The 20,569-nt window shown below is 62.9% G+C and carries 19 protein-coding genes; 18 read left to right on the top strand and 1 reads right to left on the bottom strand.

The window, feature by feature from the left end:
• Positions 1 to 92 precede the first annotated feature (92 nt).
• Positions 93 to 1,232: an NlpB/DapX family lipoprotein gene (bamC, locus tag PQR54_RS05305; RefSeq protein WP_408244386.1), complete on the top strand. Its 1,140-nt coding sequence runs from the start codon at positions 93 to 95 to the stop codon at positions 1,230 to 1,232.
• A 7-nt stretch (positions 1,233 to 1,239) separates the two neighbouring features.
• A complete protein-coding gene (locus PQR54_RS05300; protein ID WP_408244385.1) occupies positions 1,240 to 2,013 on the top strand; it encodes an MBL fold metallo-hydrolase in 774 nt (257 codons plus the stop codon).
• Positions 2,014 to 2,103: 90 nt separating this feature from the next.
• On the opposite strand, the gene PQR54_RS05295 is transcribed toward PQR54_RS05300, so the two are convergent.
• Entirely contained in the window at positions 2,104 to 2,802 is a 699-nt protein-coding gene (locus tag PQR54_RS05295) for a Bax inhibitor-1/YccA family protein (RefSeq protein ID WP_012433534.1), read from the bottom strand.
• Positions 2,803 to 3,106: 304 nt separating this feature from the next.
• Between PQR54_RS05295 and ndk the strand changes: the two genes are divergently transcribed.
• The 16 genes from ndk (at position 3,107) to PQR54_RS05215 (ending at position 20,472) form a co-directional block, all read left to right on the top strand.
• Positions 3,107 to 3,532 carry a nucleoside-diphosphate kinase gene (ndk, locus tag PQR54_RS05290; RefSeq protein ID WP_012433533.1) on the top strand — a complete coding sequence of 142 codons (426 nt, stop codon included), beginning with the start codon at positions 3,107 to 3,109 and terminating at the stop codon, positions 3,530 to 3,532.
• A gap of 161 nt (positions 3,533 to 3,693) precedes the next feature.
• Positions 3,694 to 4,848, top strand: coding sequence for a dual-specificity RNA methyltransferase RlmN (gene rlmN, locus PQR54_RS05285; RefSeq protein WP_408244384.1), 1,155 nt, complete (start codon positions 3,694 to 3,696; stop codon positions 4,846 to 4,848).
• Between the two features lie 217 nt (positions 4,849 to 5,065).
• Positions 5,066 to 6,157: a helix-turn-helix domain-containing protein gene (locus PQR54_RS05280; RefSeq protein ID WP_408244383.1), complete on the top strand. Its 1,092-nt coding sequence runs from the start codon at positions 5,066 to 5,068 to the stop codon at positions 6,155 to 6,157.
• Between the two features lie 86 nt (positions 6,158 to 6,243).
• A complete protein-coding gene (gene ispG / locus PQR54_RS05275) occupies positions 6,244 to 7,560 on the top strand; it encodes a flavodoxin-dependent (E)-4-hydroxy-3-methylbut-2-enyl-diphosphate synthase (RefSeq protein WP_408244382.1) in 1,317 nt (438 codons plus the stop codon).
• Between the two features lie 21 nt (positions 7,561 to 7,581).
• Positions 7,582 to 8,922 carry a histidine--tRNA ligase gene (hisS, locus tag PQR54_RS05270; protein WP_408244381.1) on the top strand — a complete coding sequence of 447 codons (1,341 nt, stop codon included), beginning with the start codon at positions 7,582 to 7,584 and terminating at the stop codon, positions 8,920 to 8,922.
• Between the two features lie 78 nt (positions 8,923 to 9,000).
• Positions 9,001 to 9,630, top strand: coding sequence for a YfgM family protein (locus PQR54_RS05265; RefSeq protein ID WP_012433528.1), 630 nt, complete (start codon positions 9,001 to 9,003; stop codon positions 9,628 to 9,630).
• Positions 9,631 to 9,716: 86 nt separating this feature from the next.
• Entirely contained in the window at positions 9,717 to 10,862 is a 1,146-nt protein-coding gene (gene bamB / locus PQR54_RS05260; RefSeq protein WP_408244380.1) for an outer membrane protein assembly factor BamB, read from the top strand.
• A 455-nt stretch (positions 10,863 to 11,317) separates the two neighbouring features.
• On the top strand, positions 11,318 to 12,655 hold the full coding sequence (gene der / locus PQR54_RS05255; RefSeq protein WP_408244379.1) for a ribosome biogenesis GTPase Der: 1,338 nt from the start codon (positions 11,318 to 11,320) through the stop codon (positions 12,653 to 12,655).
• Positions 12,656 to 12,808: 153 nt separating this feature from the next.
• Complete coding sequence (gene hfq, locus PQR54_RS05250; RefSeq protein ID WP_006051315.1) at positions 12,809 to 13,045, top strand: RNA chaperone Hfq; 237 nt, start codon at positions 12,809 to 12,811, stop codon at positions 13,043 to 13,045.
• 30 nt (positions 13,046 to 13,075) lie between these two features.
• A complete protein-coding gene (hflX, locus tag PQR54_RS05245) occupies positions 13,076 to 14,290 on the top strand; it encodes a GTPase HflX (protein WP_408244378.1) in 1,215 nt (404 codons plus the stop codon).
• A 49-nt stretch (positions 14,291 to 14,339) separates the two neighbouring features.
• The gene (gene hflK / locus PQR54_RS05240) at positions 14,340 to 15,740 is read left to right on the top strand and encodes an FtsH protease activity modulator HflK (RefSeq protein ID WP_408244377.1); all 1,401 of its coding nucleotides are present in this window, start codon (positions 14,340 to 14,342) and stop codon (positions 15,738 to 15,740) included.
• Between the two features lie 12 nt (positions 15,741 to 15,752).
• Positions 15,753 to 16,655: a protease modulator HflC gene (hflC, locus tag PQR54_RS05235; protein WP_408244376.1), complete on the top strand. Its 903-nt coding sequence runs from the start codon at positions 15,753 to 15,755 to the stop codon at positions 16,653 to 16,655.
• A gap of 44 nt (positions 16,656 to 16,699) precedes the next feature.
• Positions 16,700 to 16,891, top strand: a complete 192-nt coding sequence (locus PQR54_RS05230) for a DUF2065 domain-containing protein (RefSeq protein ID WP_408244375.1) — start codon at positions 16,700 to 16,702, stop codon at positions 16,889 to 16,891.
• 272 nt (positions 16,892 to 17,163) lie between these two features.
• The gene (locus PQR54_RS05225; RefSeq protein ID WP_408244374.1) at positions 17,164 to 18,315 is read left to right on the top strand and encodes an ATP phosphoribosyltransferase regulatory subunit; all 1,152 of its coding nucleotides are present in this window, start codon (positions 17,164 to 17,166) and stop codon (positions 18,313 to 18,315) included.
• A gap of 216 nt (positions 18,316 to 18,531) precedes the next feature.
• A complete protein-coding gene (locus PQR54_RS05220; RefSeq protein ID WP_408244373.1) occupies positions 18,532 to 19,878 on the top strand; it encodes an adenylosuccinate synthase in 1,347 nt (448 codons plus the stop codon).
• Positions 19,879 to 19,881: 3 nt separating this feature from the next.
• A complete protein-coding gene (locus PQR54_RS05215; RefSeq protein WP_408244372.1) occupies positions 19,882 to 20,472 on the top strand; it encodes a phosphoribosyltransferase in 591 nt (196 codons plus the stop codon).
• Positions 20,473 to 20,569: the final 97 nt, after the last annotated feature.

Genomic DNA, 20,569 nt, shown 5'->3' with positions numbered 1-20,569 from the left:
TGCCACCGGCACTCCCTTAACCGACGTCGATCCAGCCCACGTTCCCGGCACACAGAACCAAGGCACCGCGTTCCAGCATCACGAAGGACCTCATGAAACGTTCCGCACTTTCCCTCCACGCAACCCGCATGGCGGCGCTGGCGCTTGCCCTCACGACGCTCGCCGGCTGTGACACGCTGAACGACTGGTTTGCTTCCGACCGCGTCAACTACAAGGGCGCGGGCAGCGCGCCGCCGCTGGCCGTTCCGAACGATTTGAGCACCACCAAGACCGACGAGCGCTATGTCGCGCCGCCGGCCAATCTGGCGTTGGGCGGCGCGCAGACGCGCGCGGTGACGGCCGCCGGCAATACGACCGAAGGCCAGCCGAACGCGCAGGATCCGCTCGGCATGCATATCGAACGTGACGGCGATCGCCGCTGGCTGGTCGTCGACGGCCGCACGCCGGATCAGCTCTGGCCGCAGTTGCAGGAGTTCTGGCAGGAAAACGGCTTCGCGCTGAAGACCGACGCGCCGGCCACCGGCATCATGACGACCGACTGGGCTGAAAACCGCGCCAACATTCCGGACGACTGGTTCCGCCGCACGGTCGGCAAGGTCATCGACTTCGCGTATTCGTCTGGCACGCGTGACAGCTTCCGCACGCTCGTATCGCGTGCGCCGGGCGACACGACCGACATCTCCATCACGCACAGCGCCATGGAAGAAGTGTTGACGGGGCAGGACAAGACGTCGTCGCGTTGGGAAGAGCGCCCGCGCGATCCGGCGCTCGAGGCGCTGTTCCTCACCAAGCTTATGCAGAAGTTCGGCCTGACCGAAGCGCAATCGAAGCAGCTGCTGACCGACGCGCGTACAGCTGTCGCGCCGGCCACGATCGACCAGAGCGCGGGCGCATCCACGCTCGACCTGCCGGAGTCGTTCGACCGCGCATGGCTGCGCGTGGGCCTCGCGCTCGACCGCACCAACTTCACGGTCGACAACCGCGATCGCGCGAAGGGCATCTACTACGTGCGCTATGCGGACTCGATGCAGGAGCTCAAAAAAGAAGGCCTGCTCGGCAAGCTGTTCTACAGCGGCAATTCGTCGAAGAAGCCGAGCCAGGAATTCCTCGTCAACGTTCGCTCGAAGGGCGACACGGTAACGCAGGTGGCGGTGCTGACGGCGAACGGGCAGGTCGACAATTCGTCGGATGCGCAGCGCATCGTGACGCTGCTGCATGCGCAACTGAATTAAGCGGACCGTGAGGTTTGCCAGTCTCGGTAGCGGCAGTGAAGGCAATGCGTTGCTGGTGGAAGCGCAAAGCGGCGCGACCACCACGCGCGTGCTGCTCGACTGCGGTTTTTCCGCCAAGGAAGTCGAGCGGCGTCTGACGCGGCTCGGCGCGAGCGTCGAAGGTCTCGACGCGATTCTGATTACACATGAGCATAGCGACCACATTGGCAGCGCGTTGACGCTGGCGCGCAAGTGGTCGATTCCGCTGTACATGAGCTGGGGCACCGCCCGCGCGGTGGGCGCCGACGAGGCCGACGTCGACCTGCAGGTGCTGTGGGGCGACGAAGCGGTCGCGGTCGGCGACCTCAGCATTCTTCCTTATACCGTTCCGCACGACGCCCGCGAGCCGCTGCAATACGTGCTCTCGAACGGCGCGAGCCGGCTTGGCGTGCTGACGGATGTCGGCACGTCCACGCCGCATATCAGCTCGGTGCTGAGCGGTTGCGACGCGCTGGTGCTCGAATGCAATCACGACGTGCGGATGCTGGCGGGCAGCCGCTATCCGCAGTCGCTGAAGGCGCGCATCGGCGGCAATCACGGGCATTTGAACAACGACGCGGCGGCTGAAATTCTCGCTTCGCTCGACCGTTCGCGATTACGCCATCTGGTTGCCGCGCATCTGAGCCAGCAGAACAATCTGCCTGAATTGGCGCAGGCGGCGATGGCCGGTGTGCTGGGCGCGGCGCCGACGGAAGTGGTGGTGGCTTCGCAGGATGAGGGGTTTGCGTGGCTGAGTGTTTGATTCACTCATGAAAAAAGCCCATAACGATCGCTCGTTATGGGCTTTGTCTTTCAGGGCGGCGCGTTTCGAACGCCGCGCCCCGAATCAGGCTTAGTTGCGATTGCCGCCGAAGATGCCGAGCAGCGCCAGCAGATTGACGAACACGTTGTACAGATCCAGGTAAATCGCGAGCGTGGCGGTGATGTAATTCGTTTCACCGCCGTTCACGACGCGCTGAACGTCGAACAGCATGTAGGCCGAGAAGATGACGATGGCCATGACCGACACCGTGAGCATCAGCGCTGGCAGATGCAGGAACACGTTCGCGACCGACGCGAGCAGCAGCACGATCACGCCCATGAACAGCCACTTGCCGAGACCCGAAAAGTCACGCTTGCTGACCGTGGCGATGGTTGCCATCGACGCGAAGATCACACCAGTGCCACCGAAGGCGAGCATGATCAGCGACGGGCCGTTCGAAAAACCGAGCACGAAGCTCAGGATGCGCGACAGCATCAGGCCCATGAAGAACGTGAAGCCGAGTAGCACGAACACGCCGGCCGCGCTGTCTTTGGTCTTCTGGATGGCGAACATGAAGCCGAAGGCGATCGCGAAGAACGCCAGCATGCTCATGGCGGGACTCGTGGCGGCGAACAGCGAGAAGCCGGTGGTAAGGCCCACCCACGCGCCCAGCACTGTCGGAATCATGGACAGCGCGAGCAGCCAGTAGGTGTTCCGTAGCACGCGGTTACGCGTTTCGACCGTGCTGACCGCGCCATTGCGGCCAAAGCTATACGGATGATCGTTCATGGTCTCTCCTTACCTCAGAAGCGTGTTGCGTATGGTTGTGATGCGGGTTAAAGCGGTTGTAGCGAGTCGTGCAGCGCCGGTGGGATTTCCTGCCGCCGGCCGCGGCGCTCTCATCCCTAAGATTGGCGCGCGGGCAGGGAGTTTCAATGCCCTGAAAATACCCACACGGCTACGCTACCAGTAATCGGAAACTCCTGCTTGGAGTCTTTCAACACTGTAAGGGTTCAATCGCAATCATACACGGGAACATGCTACAATAGCGGATTCATTTGAATCTGTAACCTCTTAATTTTTTGGAGTTTTTATGGCGATCGAACGCACCCTGTCGATTATCAAGCCGGACGCAGTGGCCAAGAACGTGATCGGCCAGATCTACAGCCGTTTCGAAAACGCTGGTCTGAAGATCGTGGCTTCGCGCATGGTTCACCTGTCGCGCGCCGACGCGGAGAAGTTCTACGCTGTGCACGCCGCACGTCCGTTCTTCAAGGACCTGGTCGATTTCATGATCTCGGGCCCGGTCGTCGTGCAAGCGCTGGAAGGCGAAAACGCCATTCTGAAGCACCGCGATCTGATGGGTGCAACGGACCCGAAGAAGGCGGAAAAGGGTACGATCCGCGCCGACTTCGCCGACAGCATCGACGCGAACGCAGTGCACGGTTCGGACGCCGCTGAAACCGCAGCAGTCGAAATCGCGTTCTTCTTCCCGCAAGTGAACGTCTACTCGCGTTAAGCAGAACTTGCCTTGCGCGGTTCGTGCAGCCGACTGGTTTTATCGCACGAATCGCCCGGCAAAGTAGTAAGGTAAAAGCAGCAGGAATGGGCGCGAACGGCATTGCGTTCATGCAGCTTGTTGCATGAACGTAGTCTCGCACTGAAATGGCAGGATTCGATATGACGAGCAGTCCCACCGTCAACCTTCTCGACCTCGACGCCCAAGGGCTTGTCGCCTACTGCGACAGCCTGGGCGAGAAGCCGTTTCGCGCCAAGCAATTGCAGCGCTGGATTCACCAGTACAACGCTGCCGACTTCGACGGCATGACCGATCTCGCGAAGTCCTTGCGCGAAAAGCTCAAGGGGCGCGCCACGATCTCGATGCCGGGCATCGTCAGCGACAATATTTCTACCGACGGCACACGCAAGTGGCTGATCGACGTCGGCAACAGCAACGCGGTTGAAACCGTCTACATTCCCGAAGAAACGCGTGGCACGCTGTGCGTGTCGTCGCAGGCCGGGTGCGCGGTCAACTGCCGTTTCTGTTCCACCGGCAAACAGGGTTTCTCCCGCAATCTCACCACCGGCGAAATCATCGGCCAATTGCGCATGGCTGAGTTTGCGCTGCGCGCGTCGCGCGCCGGCGGTGACGGTGGCCGCGCCACAGGCGGCGACGGTAAAGGCGATCGGGTCGTCACGAACGTCGTGATGATGGGCATGGGCGAGCCGCTGCTCAATTACGACGCGGTCGTGCCGGCCATGCGCCTGATGCTCGACGACAACGCCTACGGCCTGTCGCGCCGCCGTGTCACGCTGTCCACTTCGGGCGTCGTGCCCATGATGGACCGGCTCGGCGCCGATCTGCCCGTGGCGCTCGCGGTCTCCTTGCATGCGCCTAGCGACCCGCTGCGCGACATGCTGGTGCCGCTGAACAAGAAGTATCCGCTGCGCGAACTGATGGCGGCTTGCCAGCGCTATCTGAAGGTCGCGCCGCGCGACTTCATTACATTTGAATATTGCATGCTCGACGGCGTGAACGACAGCGAAGCGCAAGCGCGCGAATTGCTGGCGGTCACGCGCGACGTGCCGTGCAAGTTCAACCTGATTCCGTTCAATCCGTTCCCCGAATCGGGCCTCGTCCGCTCGAAATCGGAACAGATCAAGCGGTTTGCACAAGTGTTGATGGACGCGGGCGTCGTCACCACGGTGCGTAAGACACGCGGCGATGATATCGACGCTGCCTGCGGTCAGCTGGCCGGCGCGGTGAAAGACCGCACCCGCCTCGCTGAGCGCACCGGGAAGGCAGCCAAGGTGATCGAGGTTCGCGCCGTGTAATCGCGCGGGGACGGCAGGGCGTCGGCGTTCGGAGAAAGCTCCGCGAACGCGCGACAACCTGGTGTGCCGGCGTCGATTGAAAAGAAAGTTTGCAGAAGCGATCGGAAGCGGCGCACAAGGCCGCACATTTTGTTATAAACGGTCTGCGATTCGGACGTGAGGCTTGAACCCGTCCGGGTTGCACGAGTGAAAAAGAATCGACGCGAAAGGATTTGGGATGAGTGAGCCGCAGCACCCGCAGCCGCAGGACACAGACACGAACGAAGGCCATCCGGCGCCGGTCGCACGGGCGGCGGTGCAGCCTGTTGTGCAGCCGGGCATGGATTCGTTGGCGGCGGTTGGCGCGCGCTTGACCCAGTTGCGTGAATCGAAAGGTTGGACGATCGACGACGTGTCGGCGCGTTTGAAAGTGTCCGTCATCAAGTTGCGCGCACTCGAATCGGGCGACATCAGTCACTTGCCGGATACGACCTTCGCGCTCGGCGTGGTGCGCAGCTACGCGAAAATGCTCGGTGCGGATCCCACGCTGTTCACGGCGGCACTGCGCCGCGAAAAGGGTGTGCCTGCGCCGGATCTGTCAATGCCGGCGTCGTCGGGTAGAGATTTGCCGCGCGGCAAGGTATCGCTCTCGCTGGGTGGCAGCGGGCAAAAGAGCCGCTCGTGGTTGTGGGGCGTGGCGGCGGTGATCGTCGCGGTGATCGCGCTCGGCATGTGGCATACCAATGGCGGCGATTCGTCGGCCTGGCTGGCGCGCTTGAAAGCGAGCGCGAATGGTGCCACTGGCGGCGCGACCGGCGCATCGGGCGCGGTGGCACAGGGTCAATCGGCAGGTTCGGAAGCGACCGCGGAAGAGGCTGCTTCAGCGACGGACACGCAGGCGGCAGCGGAGAATGCAGCGTCGGCTACGCCGATGCCCGCGCCGCTCGCCACTGGTGCGGCGCCTTCGTCGGCGCCGGCAGTCACGGCAATGACGGCCGCGCCCAAGACGGGCTCGCAAGCACCGGCAGTGGCAACGGCGCCGGGCGCGAGCGCACCGGCGGCTACGGTTGCGCCGGCTGCAGGTCAGTCGATCGTTGCGTTGAGCGTAAAACAGGACAGCTGGTTCAGCGTGCGTGGCAAAGATGGCAAGGAAGTCTTCTCCGGCCTCGTGCACGCAGGCGATACCAAGGCAGTAACGGGCGAAGCGCCGTTCAAGGTCACGCTCGGCAACAGGGCCGGCCTCGACTCGCTGACGCTCGATGGCCAGCCGGTCGATCCGTCGAAATATGCGGCGGCCAAAGGCAACGTGGCGCGTTTCGCGCTGCCTTGACAGATACGGTATGCGCCGCGGCCAACCGGTCCGCGGCGCTTTTTCAATTCAGGCGCGACGTCTTTTGTGTGGCGCATGCGGCGTAAATGGGTTTTTCGATGCAATCCGAAGCTCAATCCCAATCCAGTAGCAAGATCGTTTCCAACGAGCCGGTGTTCGGCGGCCACGCACCGCGGCGCAAGTCGCACGCGGTCGACGTCCGGTGGGGCGGCCAGCTCGTTACCATCGGCGGCGACGCACCCGTGCGCATCCAGTCGATGACCAACACCGACACCGCGGACGCCATCGGCACCGCGATCCAGATCAAGGAACTGGCGCAAGCCGGCTCGGAACTGGTGCGTATCACGGTAAACACGCCGGAAGCGGCCGCAGCCGTGCCGGCCGTGCGCGAGCAGCTCGACCGCATGGGCGTGTCGGTGCCGCTCGTGGGCGACTTCCACTACAACGGCCATCTGCTGCTGCGCGACTATCCTGCATGCGCGGAATCGTTGTCGAAGTACCGCATCAACCCGGGCAACGTCGGCCACGGCGCGAAACGCGACACGCAATTCGCGCAGATGATCGAAGCGGCGGCGAAGTACGACAAACCGGTGCGCATCGGCGTCAACTGGGGCAGTCTCGATCAGGACCTGCTCGCGAAGATGATGGACGAGAACGCCGCGCGTTCCACGCCGTGGGAAGCGCAAAGCGTCATGTACGAAGCGCTAATCCAGTCGGCGATCGGCTCGGCGGAGCGGGCGGTCGAACTCGGTTTGTCGCGCAATCAGATCATTCTGTCGTGCAAGGTCAGCGGCGTGCAGGATCTGATCGCCGTGTACCGTGAACTCGCGCGTCGTTGCGACTTCGCGCTGCATCTCGGCTTGACCGAGGCGGGCATGGGTTCGAAGGGCATCGTTGCGTCGACCGCGGCGTTGTCGGTGCTGTTGCAGCAGGGCATCGGCGACACGATCCGCATTTCGCTCACGCCGGAACCGGGCGCCTCGCGCACCGGCGAAGTGATCGTCGGCCAGGAAATTTTGCAGACCATGGGTCTGCGCTCGTTCACGCCGATGGTGATCGCGTGCCCGGGTTGCGGCCGTACCACCAGCACGTTGTTCCAGGAACTCGCGTCGCAAATCCAGACTTATCTGCGCACGCAGATGCCGGTGTGGCGCGATCAATATCCTGGCGTCGAGAAGATGCACGTCGCGGTGATGGGCTGCATCGTCAACGGTCCGGGCGAGTCGAAGCAGGCCAACATCGGCATCAGCCTGCCGGGCTCGGGCGAGAACCCGGCCGCGCCGGTGTTCATCGACGGCGAGAAGGTCAAGACGCTGCGCGGCGATAACATCGCGCAAGAATTCCAGCAAATCGTGAGTGACTACGTCGAGCGCAGCTATGGCCGCGCCACGGTAGCCAACTAAATATCGGCTCTCGAAATACAGATGACTGAACAGAAGAAAAAGCTCGAAAAGCTCTCCGGCGTGAAGGGCATGAACGACATCCTTCCGCAGGAAGCCGGGCTGTGGGAATTTTTCGAAACGACCGTCAAGTCGATGCTGCGTTCGTACGGATACCAGAATATTCGCACGCCGATCGTCGAGCATACGCAGCTGTTCAAGCGCGGTATCGGTGAAGTGACCGACATCGTCGAGAAAGAGATGTACAGCTTTACCGACGCGTTGAACGGTGAAAACCTGACCATGCGCCCGGAAAACACGGCAGCGGTGGTGCGCGCGGCGATCGAACACAACATGCTGTACGACGGTCCGAAACGCCTGTGGTACATCGGCCCGATGTTCCGTCACGAGCGTCCGCAGCGCGGCCGTTATCGCCAGTTTCATCAGGTCGGCGTGGAAGCGCTCGGCTTTGCCGGTCCGGACGCCGACGCTGAAATCATCATGATGTGCCAGCGTCTGTGGGACGACCTCGGGCTGATGGGCATCAAGCTCGAAATCAACTCGCTGGGCCTCGCGGAAGAACGCGCGGCGCATCGCGTCGAGTTGATCGCGCACCTCGAAAAACACATGGACGTGCTCGACGAGGAAGCGAAACGCCGGCTCTACACGAACCCGTTGCGCGTGCTGGACACGAAGAATCCGGCCATGCAGGAAGTCGCGCAGAACGCGCCCAAGCTGATCGATTTTCTCGGCGAGGAATCGCGCGCGCACTTCGAGGGTTTGCAGCGCATTCTGAAGGCGAACAACATCCCGTTCACGATCAATCCGCGTCTCGTGCGCGGCCTCGATTACTACAATCTGACCGTGTTCGAATGGGTGACCGACAAGCTGGGCGCGCAAGGCACCGTGGCGGCCGGCGGCCGTTACGATCCGCTGATCGAACAGCTCGGCGGCAAGCCCACGGCGGCATGCGGCTGGGCAATGGGCATTGAGCGGATCCTCGAATTGCTGAAGGAAGAACAACTCGTGCCGGAAGACGAAGGTTGCGACGTGTACGTGGTCCATCAAGGCGACGCTGCACGCGAGCAGGCCTTCATCATCGCCGAGCGTCTGCGTGACACCGGCCTCGACGTGATCCTGCATTGCAGCGCCGACGGTCAATCGGCCAGCTTCAAATCCCAGATGAAGCGTGCCGACGCAAGCGGCGCGGCCTTTGCCGTGGTGCTCGGCGAAGACGAGATTGCCAACGGCACGGTCGGCGTGAAACCGCTGCGCGATACAAATGCTAACGGCGGTAAAAACGAGCAACAAAACGTGCCGGCCGAAGACTTGACCGAATTTCTAATCAATGCGATGGTTGCAACCGCCGAAGACGGCGACGACTGATCGCGATGTCGTCGAGCCGGTTGGGTGCCAATCGGGTTCGACACGCACACGTAGCAAGAAAGAGGAAATCGCCGGGCAATGAGTTACCACGACGAACAAGAATCGATTGAAAGTCTGAAGGCATGGTGGACGCAGTGGGGCAATGCAACCACATGGATCGTGCTGGTGGCGCTGGTGGCCGCGGCCGGCTGGAACGGCTGGAATTTCTGGCAACGGCGCCAGGCGGCTGAGGCTGCTGTGTTGTATGACCAGGTGCAGCAAGCCGTGGCGTCGGGCGACAAGGCGAAGATCACGCGCGTCGCCACCGACATGGAAGACAAGTTCAGCCGCACCGCGTATGCGCAGATGACCGCGCTGGGCGCCGCCAAGGCGCTCTACGCCGCGGGCGACGAAGCCGCCGCGAAGGCGCAACTGCAATGGACCATCGATCACGCGAAAGATGACGAGTTCAAGCAGATCGCCAAGCTGCGTCTCGCTTCGCTGCTGCTCGACGACAAGGCTTACGATCAGGGCCTCGCATTGCTCGCCGAACCGCAGTCCGACGCGTTCAAAGGCATCGTGGCGAACGGCCGCGGCGATCTGCTCGCCGCTCAAGGCAAGCGTGACGACGCACGCGCGGCCTACAAGCTCGCGCTCGACTCGCTGTCGAAAAACGATAGCTCCGCACGCCAGTTGATTCAGTTCAAGCTGGACGCGCTGGGCGGCTGATCGCCGCATATGAGCGCAACAGTCCGCGCCGCATGCAACGACCAACCGGTCTCTTTTAACTAATTTCCTGAATGCTTCGTCCACCGATGAATCTGCTGAAACGTTACGCTGTGCCCGTTGCCTGTGCGATGACCGTGCTCACCATGGCGGCTTGCTCATCCACGAAAGACGAGCGCCGCGTGCCCACGCCGCTCACCGAGTTCAAACCCGTGCTCGACGTGCAGCAGGCCTGGAAGGCAAGCGTCGGTAAGGCAGGGCGTTACCTGTTCTCGCCGGTCGCGGTCGGCAATGCGGTGTACGCGGCCGGCGCGAACGGTTCGGTTGCGAAGATCGACGCGCAGACCGGTCAGGACGTCTGGCGCGTCAAGCTGCACGACGACCTCTCGGCAGGCGTCGGCAGCGACGGCACGTTGACAGCAGTCGGCGGCCTGAAGGGCGACGTCTACGTGCTCGGCGCGGATGGCAAGCAACTCTGGACCGCCAAGGCGCCGGGCGAAATCATCTCGCCGCCGCTCGTCGGCAACGGCCTCGTGGTGGTGCGTACGGTCGACGGCCAGATCACCGCGTTCAACGCGCAAACCGGCGAGCAGAAGTGGAACTACCGCAATCGCGCTGTGCCGCTCAATCTGCGCGTGTCGTCGGGCATGACGTTCGCGGGCGACGCAGCCGTGCTGGCCGGTTTCCCCGGCGGCGCGTTTGCCGCGATCAACGTGCAGACGGGCGACAACTACTGGCAAACGCCGGTGTCCTATCCAAAGGGTGTGACGGAAGTGGAGCGGATCAACGACGTGACCGGTCCGCCCACGCTGGTCGGTTCGGAAACCTGCGCGGTGACGTTCCAGGGCCAGATTGGCTGTTTCGACGCGAATTCGGGCCGTGCCGTGTGGGAGAAGGCGTTCTCGAGCACGAGCGGTCTGGCGCAGGATGAGCGCGCCGTGGTCGCCGCGGACGACTGGTCGGTGGTGTCGGCGTTCGACACCAACAGCGGCGCGCCGCTGTGGAAGAACGACAAGCTGAAGAACCGCGACCTGAGCGTGCCGTTCATTCTGGGTCACGCCGCGGTGCTGGGCGACTATCAGGGTTACGTGCACTTCCTGTCCCGCGACGACGGCACGCTCGTCGCGCGCGTGAAGACCGACGGCAGCCCGATTACGGCAGCGCCGGTACTCGCCGGCGAAACGCTGGTGGTGCTCACGCACGACGGCGACCTGTACGGCTACCGCCCGCGCTAATCGCGCGCGGCAATCGCCGTCTGGCGTGCAGGCCGGCTTTGCCGGCCGCACGCGTTTTCGTAAGTGCTAGTTTGAGTTGAAGTTGCAGGGCAGAGTAAGTAGAAGAATTACGCCGGACTGGCTGGTCCGGCGAGTCGGATCAGACATGGCGTACGGCCCACGTGGCCATCGGTGAGTGCTTGCGGCACCACCCTCGGCGGCATCTTCGCCAATACCGCAGAGAATCGTATTCGAACCGGCGTGCGAGCCGTCGAGCAGTAAAGACTGAATCTGGCGGCCAGCTGGCGTCGCCCATACAGCCAAACCCCCGTCCGCCCGGACGTGCATATTGACAGCACATCCGGGGCTGGCCGAATTCGTGATAATTTTCGTCAAACGCTGCCGTGTAGCGGCCGCATGGCGTCGCTACGCGGCCGGTCGATTTCGATCCCGCGTTTCACCGTGAACAACATCTGATGAAACCCGTTATTGCCCTGGTTGGGCGCCCCAATGTGGGGAAATCCACGCTGTTCAACCGTCTCACGCGCACGCGTGACGCGCTAGTTGCCGACCTCCCCGGTCTCACCCGCGATCGCCATTACGGCGAGGGGCGCGCCGGCGACCGGCCGTATCTGGTCGTCGACACCGGCGGTTTCGAACCGGTCGCGAAAGACGGCATCCTGCACGAGATGGCGCGTCAAACCCGCCAGGCGGTCGAGGAATCGGACATCGTCGTGTTCATCGTCGACGGCCGCAATGGGCTCGCGCCGCAGGACAAGTCGATCGCCGACTATCTGCGCAAGGTCGGTCGGCCGATCTTCCTGGTCGTCAACAAGGCGGAGGGCATGAAGTACAGCAACGTCGCCGCCGACTTCTACGAACTCGGCCTCGGCGACCCGCGCGCGATTTCCGCGGCGCATGGCGACGGCGTCACCGAAATGATCAACGAGGCGCTCGAAGTCGCCTACGCCGGCCAGCCGGAAGAAAGCGACGAAGAGAAAGAAACGCGCGGCGTGAAGATCGCGATCGTCGGCCGTCCGAATGTCGGCAAGTCGACCTTGATCAACGCGTTGGTGGGCGAAGAGCGCGTGATCGCGTTCGACATGCCGGGCACCACGCGCGATTCGATCTACGTGGATTTCGAACGCGGCGGCAAGCCGTACACGCTGATCGACACGGCCGGTTTGCGCCGCCGCGGCAAGGTGTTCGAAGCGATCGAGAAATTCTCGGTGGTGAAAACGCTGCAGTCGATCTCCGACGCCAACGTCGTGATCCTGCTGCTCGACGCGCGCCAGGACATTTCGGAGCAGGACGCGCACATTGCCGGCTTCGTGGTGGAGCAGGGCCGTGCGCTGGTGGTGGGCGTGAACAAGTGGGACGGTCTCGATCCGCATGTGCGCGACCGCACCAAAGCGGACCTCGAGCGCAAACTAAAATTTCTCGACTTCGCCAAATTCCATTTCATTTCCGCCGCGGAAAAAACCGGAATCGGCCCGTTGATGCGTTCGGTCGACGACGCCTACGCAGCCGCCATGGCCAAGCTGCCGACACCGAAGCTCACACGCGCGCTGATCGATGCCGTCGAATTCCAGCAACCGCGCCGACGCGGTCCGGTGCGCCCGAAACTGCGTTACGCGCACCAGGGCGGACAGAATCCGCCGATCATCGTGATTCACGGCAATGCGCTCGACGCGATCACCGAAACGTACAAACGCTATCTGGAAAACCGCTTCCGGGAAACTTTCAAGCTGACTGGGACTCCATTGCGCATAGAGTTCAGATCGTCGACGAACCCTTACGCGGATAAAGGCTAATTTCCGGCTGAAACCCGCGTGTGTGCTGGCTTTGGCCGCCTGGCCAGGCCTCCCGCGCAAAAATGAAAATCGGCTATAGTGTAGCGGTTGACGGTGGATCTCTTTTTCTTCCTCGTCAATTAAGTCAACCTGCAAAAAAATACGGAGTTTGCTATGAGCAACAAAGGGCAATTGTTACAAGACCCGTTTTTGAACGCACTGCGTAAAGAGCATGTGCCGGTGTCGATCTACCTGGTCAACGGCATCAAGCTTCAAGGGAACATCGAATCGTTCGACCAGTACGTCGTGTTGCTCCGGAATACGGTCACCCAGATGGTCTACAAGCACGCAATCTCGACAGTCGTGCCAGCCCGTCCGGTGAATTTCCACCCGGATTCTGAACAGTCCTAACCCCCGTCGCGGCCGGCGTAACGTCGCCCGTTGGCGATTACTTCCGGCCGCCTCATTTTGATACCCTCCAATTTGATCAATGCAGCGCTTGTCGGCATCGACTTCGGTAAGATCGATTTCGAAGCCAGTCTAGAAGAACTCAGCCTGCTCGCGCAAAGCGCGGGCGCGAATCCCATAGTCACCCTCACCGGGCGCCGGTCCAGTCCCGATGCCAAGATGTTCGTCGGCAGCGGCAAGGCCGAAGAACTGCGTCTTGCGTGTGAGGCGAACGACATCGAACTCGTCATTTTCAATCACGCTCTGGCGCCTGCGCAGCAGCGCAATCTGGAGCAAGCGCTTAATCGGCGCGTGATCGATCGCACCAGTCTGATCCTCGACATTTTTGCGCAACGCGCCCGCAGCCATGAAGGCAAGCTGCAGGTGGAGCTCGCGCAACTGCAGTATCTGTCGACGCGGCTAATCCGCGCATGGACCCACCTGGAGCGGCAAAAAGGCGGTATCGGTTTGCGCGGCCCTGGCGAAACGCAGCTCGAAACCGACCGTCGTTTGATCGGCGAGCGCATCAAGGCGCTCAAGACGCGGCTCGAGAAACTGCGTCGTCAGCACGGCACGCAGCGCCGCGCGCGCAGCCGCAATCAGACCATGTCGGTGTCGCTGGTCGGTTACACGAACGCGGGCAAGTCCACGCTCTTCAACGCGCTCACCAAGGCTCAGGCGTACGCCGCCGACCAGTTGTTCGCGACGCTCGATACCACCTCGCGGCGCGTCTATCTCGGCGACGAAGCGGGGCAGGTGGTGGTGTCGGATACGGTCGGCTTCATCCGCGAACTGCCTCACCAACTGGTGGCGGCGTTTCGCGCCACGCTCGAGGAAACCATTCACGCCGACCTGCTGCTGCACGTGGTCGATGCGTCGAGCGCGGTGCGCCTGGACCAGATCGATCAGGTGAACGAGGTATTGCACGCAATCGGTGCAGACACGATCCGCCAGGTGCTGGTCTTCAACAAGATCGACGCGGTGCCGGAGTTGGCGGCCCGCGGGGACGCGGTTGAAAGGGACGAGTATGGTAATATTTCGCGCGTCTTTTTGAGCGCGCGCACGGGGCAAGGGCTGGACACACTGCGCGCTGCCATCGCTGAAATCGCTACTGCCGAACCTCTTCCCGAAACGCTGGTCGATCTCTCGGAAGAAGACCGGTCGGCAGCACCACGCGACGACCATAAGGTCTCAGAACTCGGGCACTGACCCGTTCCAATTGCACTGACCCGCTGTCTACTCTGGTGAACGAACACAGGTGAACGATTACAACGAGCGGAGTATCTGGCTGCGCATGCGCGCCATGCTGTCACTGAACGATCCGCGCTGGGGCCGGGGAGACGGCAATGGCGACCGGCAGCGTCCCAATGAGCCGAAGCGTCCGCCGAGCAAAGACGGTGAAGGCCCGCCCGATCTCGACGAGATGTGGCGCGATTTCAACCGTCGTTTGAGCCGGGTGTTCGGCCGCAAGGGCGGCGGTGCGGGCGGCGGCCGTCCCGACAACGGTCGTAGCGCGCGTATCGGCGTGGGCATCGTGATCGGCGTGCTGCTGGCCATTTATCTCGGCAGCGGCGTGTTCGTCGTGCAGGATGGCCAGGCCGGCGTGGTGATGCAGTTCGGCAAGTATCGCTACACGGCGGGACAGGGCGTGCACTGGCGTCTGCCGTATCCGTTCGAAGCGCATGAGCTCGTCAATATCGGCCAGATCCGCCAGGTGGAAGTCGGCCGCAACAACGTGGTGCGTCTCGCGAATGTGAAAGACGCGTCGATGCTTACGCACGACGCGGACATCGTCGACGTGCGCTTCGCCGTGCAATACCAGGTGAAGAAGCCGACCGATTATCTGTTTCGCAGCGTCGATCCCGATCAGGGCGTGATGCAGGCTGCCCAGGCGGCGGTGCGCAGCATCGTCGGCGCGCGCAGCACTAATGACATCCTCTATCAGGATCGCGAAACAATTCGCCAGCAACTCATGGCGGCGATCCAGCAATCCCTGGATGAATATCAGTCCGGCCTCGCCGTGACCGGTGTGACGATCCAGGGCGTGCAGGTGCCCGACCGGGTGCAGGCCGCCTTCGACGACGCCGCCAAAGTCCGTCAGGAAAACGACCGCGCCAAGCGCGATGCCGAAGCCTACGCCGCGGATCTTCTGCCGCGCGCGCAAGCCGACGTGGCTCGCCAGATCGACGAAGCGAAAACGTACAGCGACAAGACGGTGGCGCAAGCGCAAGGCGACGCCGAGCGCTTCAAGCAGGTCTACGCGCAGTACTCGAAAGCGCCCGCCGTGGTTCGCGAGCGTTTATACCTGGACACCATGCAGCAGATCTATTCGAATACGACCAAGGTGTACGTGGACAGTAAGAGCGGCAACAACGTGCTGTATCTGCCGCTCGACAAGCTCGTCGAGCAGACTCGCCAGCGGGTCGCCGACGCTGCCGCCGCCTCAGGTGCGGCGGCAGGCGCCACGGCCGCTGCCGTGCCGCAAGCGGCGAGCAGTGCCGCGTCGCCTTTGTCTACACCGTCTGCCTCCGCAACCGGCGCTGCGGCCTCGGCGCCTGCCGCATCCGCGGCACCGGCCAGCCAGGCCGCATCCGGCAGCGACGCGCTGCGTTCACGCGACTCCTTCCGCAGCCGTATGCGTGAAGACGACGTTCAATAAGGAGCGCACCTCATGAACAAGATCATTGCGCTCGTGGTGGCTGTCGTCATCGTGCTGTTCGCCGCTTCGTCGATGGTGTTCGTCGTCGATCAGCGCCACATGGCCGTGCTGTCCTCGCATGGCGACGAGGCGCCGAGCCTGCTCGGCCCCGGTCTGCATGTGAAACTGCCGCCGCCCTTGCAAACGGTCACGCTGGTCGATAACCGCATCCAGTCGCTCGACGCACCGGACGAAGACCGCTACGTGACGTCCGACAAAATCGATCTGCTGGCCAACCCGGTTCTCAAATATCGCGTGACCGATCCGCTCAAGCTGCTCGCCGAAACCCGCGGCGACGCGCAGAGCCTGCCGGACCGGCTCGCGTTGCTGTCGCGCGGCGCGCTCGGCGATGCGTTCGCGAAGGTCACGCTGGCCGACGCGCTCGCGAGGCAACAGGCCGTCGCCGACGAAGCGCGCGCCGCGATGGACAAGGCGGCGGCATCGCTCGGCGTGTCGGTGGTCGACGTGCAGTTGACGCGCGTCGATTTCCCCGCGTCGATGGCGGACTCCGTCTACAAGCGCATGATCGCCGCGCGCCAGCAGGTCGCGGCCGACGAACGCGCGAAGGGCACCGCCGAAGCCGACAGGATCAGGCAGGACGCGATCGGCCAGCAACAGGCGATTCTCGCGGACGGTTATCGTCAGGCGCAGACCATCAAGGGCGAGGGCGATGCCAAGGCAGCGCAGATCGCCGCCGATGCTTACGGCAGCGACCCGCAGTTCTACCAGTTCTATCAAAGCATGCAGGCGTACAAGAACACCTTCAAGCCGGGCGACGTGATCGTGGTCGATCCGAGCAACGAGTTCTTCCGCTTCATGCGTAGCTCGACCGGCGGCGCCGCCCCGGACGCTCCCGCGGCCTCGCGCAAACCCTGATAACCGGAACGCCGCGGCATCCGCATCGCGGCGCTTTAATTCGCATGGATATAGCCGGCTCGTTACTGCTCGCGATCGCGTTGATGCTGATTATCGAGGGAATGTTTCCCTTCGTTTTTCCGAGCGCCTGGAGCGACACGTTCCGTAAAATAGCGGAACGGCCGCCGCATCAGATTCGCATTGGCGGCCTGATCGTGATGGTGCTTGGGCTGATCCTGCTGTTTATCGTGACTTGATGGGGCCTGGTTTGCCGCCGGCCTCGCGGTCTGGCGGCACGTGCGATCGCCCGCGATTACGCGTGATCGCTGCGGCCGGATGCGACCCACCGTCATTGTCCGCAGTGCCCCGAACGCCGCGCCGTGCATCGCCCTGTGGCCAAAAGCCGGATGCGGCGGTTGCAAGCAACCCGGACGCCCGCGATGGCCGCCAAAATCGAGCCGCCGCCCGCCATTCACTCTCACTTACCGGCGCACCCAGCCGCCGTGTTCAACGTCGTAGGACTGTATCGATGTCGACCTGGTTACTTCCCGAAAATATTGCCGACGTGCTGCCGTCGGAAGCCCGCAAGATCGAAGAATTGCGGCGCCATTTGCTGGACCGTTTCCGTTCGTACGGCTACGAAATGGTCATGCCGCCGTTGCTCGAATACATCGAGTCGCTGCTGACCGGCGGCGGACACGATCTGAATCTGCGGACCTTCAAACTGGTCGATCAGCTGTCCGGGCGCACGCTCGGTCTGCGCGCGGACATCACGCCGCAGGTCGCGCGCATCGACGCGCATCTGCTGAATCGCCAGGGCGTGACGCGTCTTTGCTATGCGGGCAACGTCGCGCATACGCGTCCGCGCGGCCTGCATGCGACGCGCGAGCAGATCCAGATCGGCGCGGAAATCTACGGTCACGCGGGCCTCGAAGCGGACCTGGAAATCCAGCAACTGATGCTCGACGCGCTGCGTCTGGCCGGCCTCGCGAAAGTGCGCCTCGACCTGTGCCACGCGGGTGTGCTCGCGGCCCTGATCGAAGCCGAGCCGGCCGCGGCCGAACTCGGGCAGTCGCTGTACGACGCGCTGGCGGGCAAGGACGTGCCGCGTCTCGTCGAATTGACGGCGAACCTGACACCGGTGATCCGCGACGCCTTGCGCGCGCTGCCCACGCTGTACGGCGACGCCTCGGTGCTCGACGAAGCCCGCGCACGCTTGCCGAACGCGCCGGCGATAGCCCGCGCGCTCGACGACCTCGCGTTCCTCGCAAGCCAGGTGGACGGCGCCGAAGTGATGATCGATCTCGCGGATCTGCGCGGCTATGCTTACCACAGCGGCGTGATGTTCTCGGCGTATGTGGACGGCGTGCCTAACGCGGTCGCGCGCGGCGGCCGTTACGACCACGTGGGCCAGGCGTACGGCCGCGCGCGGGCGGCCACCGGCTTTTCGCTCGATCTGCGCGAAGTGGCGCGGATTTCGCCGGTCGAAGCGCGCAGCAGCGCGATTCTCGCGCCGTGGCAGCACGACGAAGCACTGCGCGTGAGCGTCGCCGCGTTGCGCGATGCCGGCGAAGTCGTGATACAGGCGCTGCCCGGCCACGAACACGATCTGGACGAATTCGCATTCGACCGCGTGTTGGTCGAGCGCAACGGCAATTGGGTCGTCGAAGCGCGCGCCTGAGCGCATTCCGGCAGACCCGTGCGAGGGCCGACCTGAGTGCGTCTCAGACGGCATCTCAGACAGCATCGAACGTGTCGTTGAACCGCGGTGCGGCCACCGGCCGCGCCACTTTCACAATACCCAACATAACGTGCATACCGTTGAGCGGAAACGGAAAAATTCGGAAGGTTCCGCGAACATAGGTAGAATACGTTTTTAACCAGCTTACGAAACAACATGTCTGCCAGCGCAGTGAATGTGAACCCCGGGCGTAACGTCGTCGTCGTGGGAACCCAATGGGGTGATGAAGGCAAGGGCAAGATCGTCGACTGGCTGACGGACCACGCTCAAGGCGTCGTTCGCTTTCAGGGCGGTCACAATGCCGGTCACACGCTTATCATCGGCGGCAAGAAAACCATCTTGCGTCTGATTCCGTCGGGCATCATGCATCCCGGCGTCGCGTGCTACATCGGCAATGGCGTCGTGTTGTCGCCGGAAGCACTGTTCAAGGAAATCGGCGAGCTCGAAGCCGCCGGAGTCGACGTTCAGAATCGCCTCTTCATTTCTGAAGCCACCACCCTGATCCTGCCGTATCACATCGCCATCGACCAGGGCCGCGAAGCGCGCCGTGGCGCGGGCAAGATCGGCACCACCGGTCGCGGCATCGGCCCGGCTTACGAAGACAAGGTCGCGCGCCGCGGTTTGCGCGTACAAGACCTGTTCGAGCCGGAAACTTTCGCCGAACGTCTGCGTGAAAATCTCGACTATCACAACTTCGTGTTGACGCAATACCTGGGCGTCGCCGCTGTCGACTTCCAGCAAACGCTCGACACGATGCTCAGCTATGCCGACCGTCTGAAGCCCATGGTCACCGACGTGTCGCGCCGTCTCTACGACGCGAACGCGGCCGGCAGCAACCTGCTGTTCGAAGGCGCGCAAGGCACGCTGCTCGACATCGACCACGGCACGTATCCGTACGTCACGTCGAGCAACTGCGTGGCGGGTGCTGCCACGGCGGGCGCGGGTGTCGGTCCGCAAAAGCTGAACTACATTCTCGGCATCACCAAGGCATACTGCACGCGCGTCGGTTCGGGCCCGTTCCCGAGCGAACTGTACGACGCGGACAACGCCGCCCGTCAGGAAGCGATCGGCCTCGAACTGGCTACCGTCGGCAAGGAATTCGGTTCGGTCACCGGCCGTCCGCGCCGCACCGGCTGGCTCGACGCCGCCGCGCTGCGCCGCTCGATCCAGATCAACGGCGTGTCGGGTCTGTGCATGACCAAGCTCGACGTGCTCGACGGTCTCGACGAAGTGAAGCTGTGCGTCGGCTACACGGTCGACGGCAAGAATGTCGACCTGCTGCCGCGTGGCTCGTCGGAAGTCGCGCGTTGCGTGCCTGTGTACGAGACCTTCGCGGGCTGGAAGGAAAGCACCGTCGGCATCAAGGAATGGGACAAGCTGCCCGCGAATGCGCGCGCTTATCTGTCGCGTGTGCAGGAAGTCGCGGGCATTCCGATCGACATGGTGTCGACCGGTCCGGATCGCGACGAAACGATTCTGCTCCGTCATCCGTTCAAGGTTTAAGCCATGGTGCAAGGTGTACCCATGATTGCGATGAAAGATCCGCGCAACGACGACAAGAACCTCTGGGTCGGCTGGGACGAGTATCACCGGCTGATCGAACTGTTGGCGTTGCAGGTCCACGAGTCGGGCTGGAAGTTCGACAAGATCCTGTGCCTCGCGCGTGGCGGTTTGCGCGTCGGCGATCAGCTCTCGCGCATTTACGATCTGCCGTTGGCGATTCTTGCCACGAGTTCGTATCGCGAAGCTGCCGGCACGGAGCAGGGCGATCTCGACATCGCGCAATACATCACCATGACGCGTGGCGAGCTGCACGGCAACGTGTTGCTGGTCGACGACCTTGTCGACTCGGGCGTGACGCTCGCGCGTGTTCAGCAGCATCTGAAAGAGCGTTATCCGGCGATCACTGCCGTGCGTTCGGCGGTGCTCTGGTACAAGGGCTGCTCGAAGGTGAAGCCCGATTACCACGTGCAATATCTGCCCACCAATCCGTGGATCCATCAACCGTTCGAGGAGTGGGACACGGTGCGTCCGCATAACCTCGGCGCGTGGATCAAGCGCGGCACGGCGCAAGCGCAGGAGTCGTCGGAGAAGTGATGCGCACTTCGGCGCCGAACGTGTTGGATCTTCGTCGCGCCGTACCCTGCGTAGTCTCGCAAAACGGAGCCCATTGGGCTCCGTTTTTTTATGTGCG

It is taken from the genome of Paraburkholderia phytofirmans, from assembly GCF_046028095.1.
Lineage (GTDB): Bacteria > Pseudomonadota > Gammaproteobacteria > Burkholderiales > Burkholderiaceae > Paraburkholderia > Paraburkholderia phytofirmans_A.
Note: the sequence above shows the minus strand (reverse complement) of the source record. Positions and strands in the feature narration are given on the sequence as shown.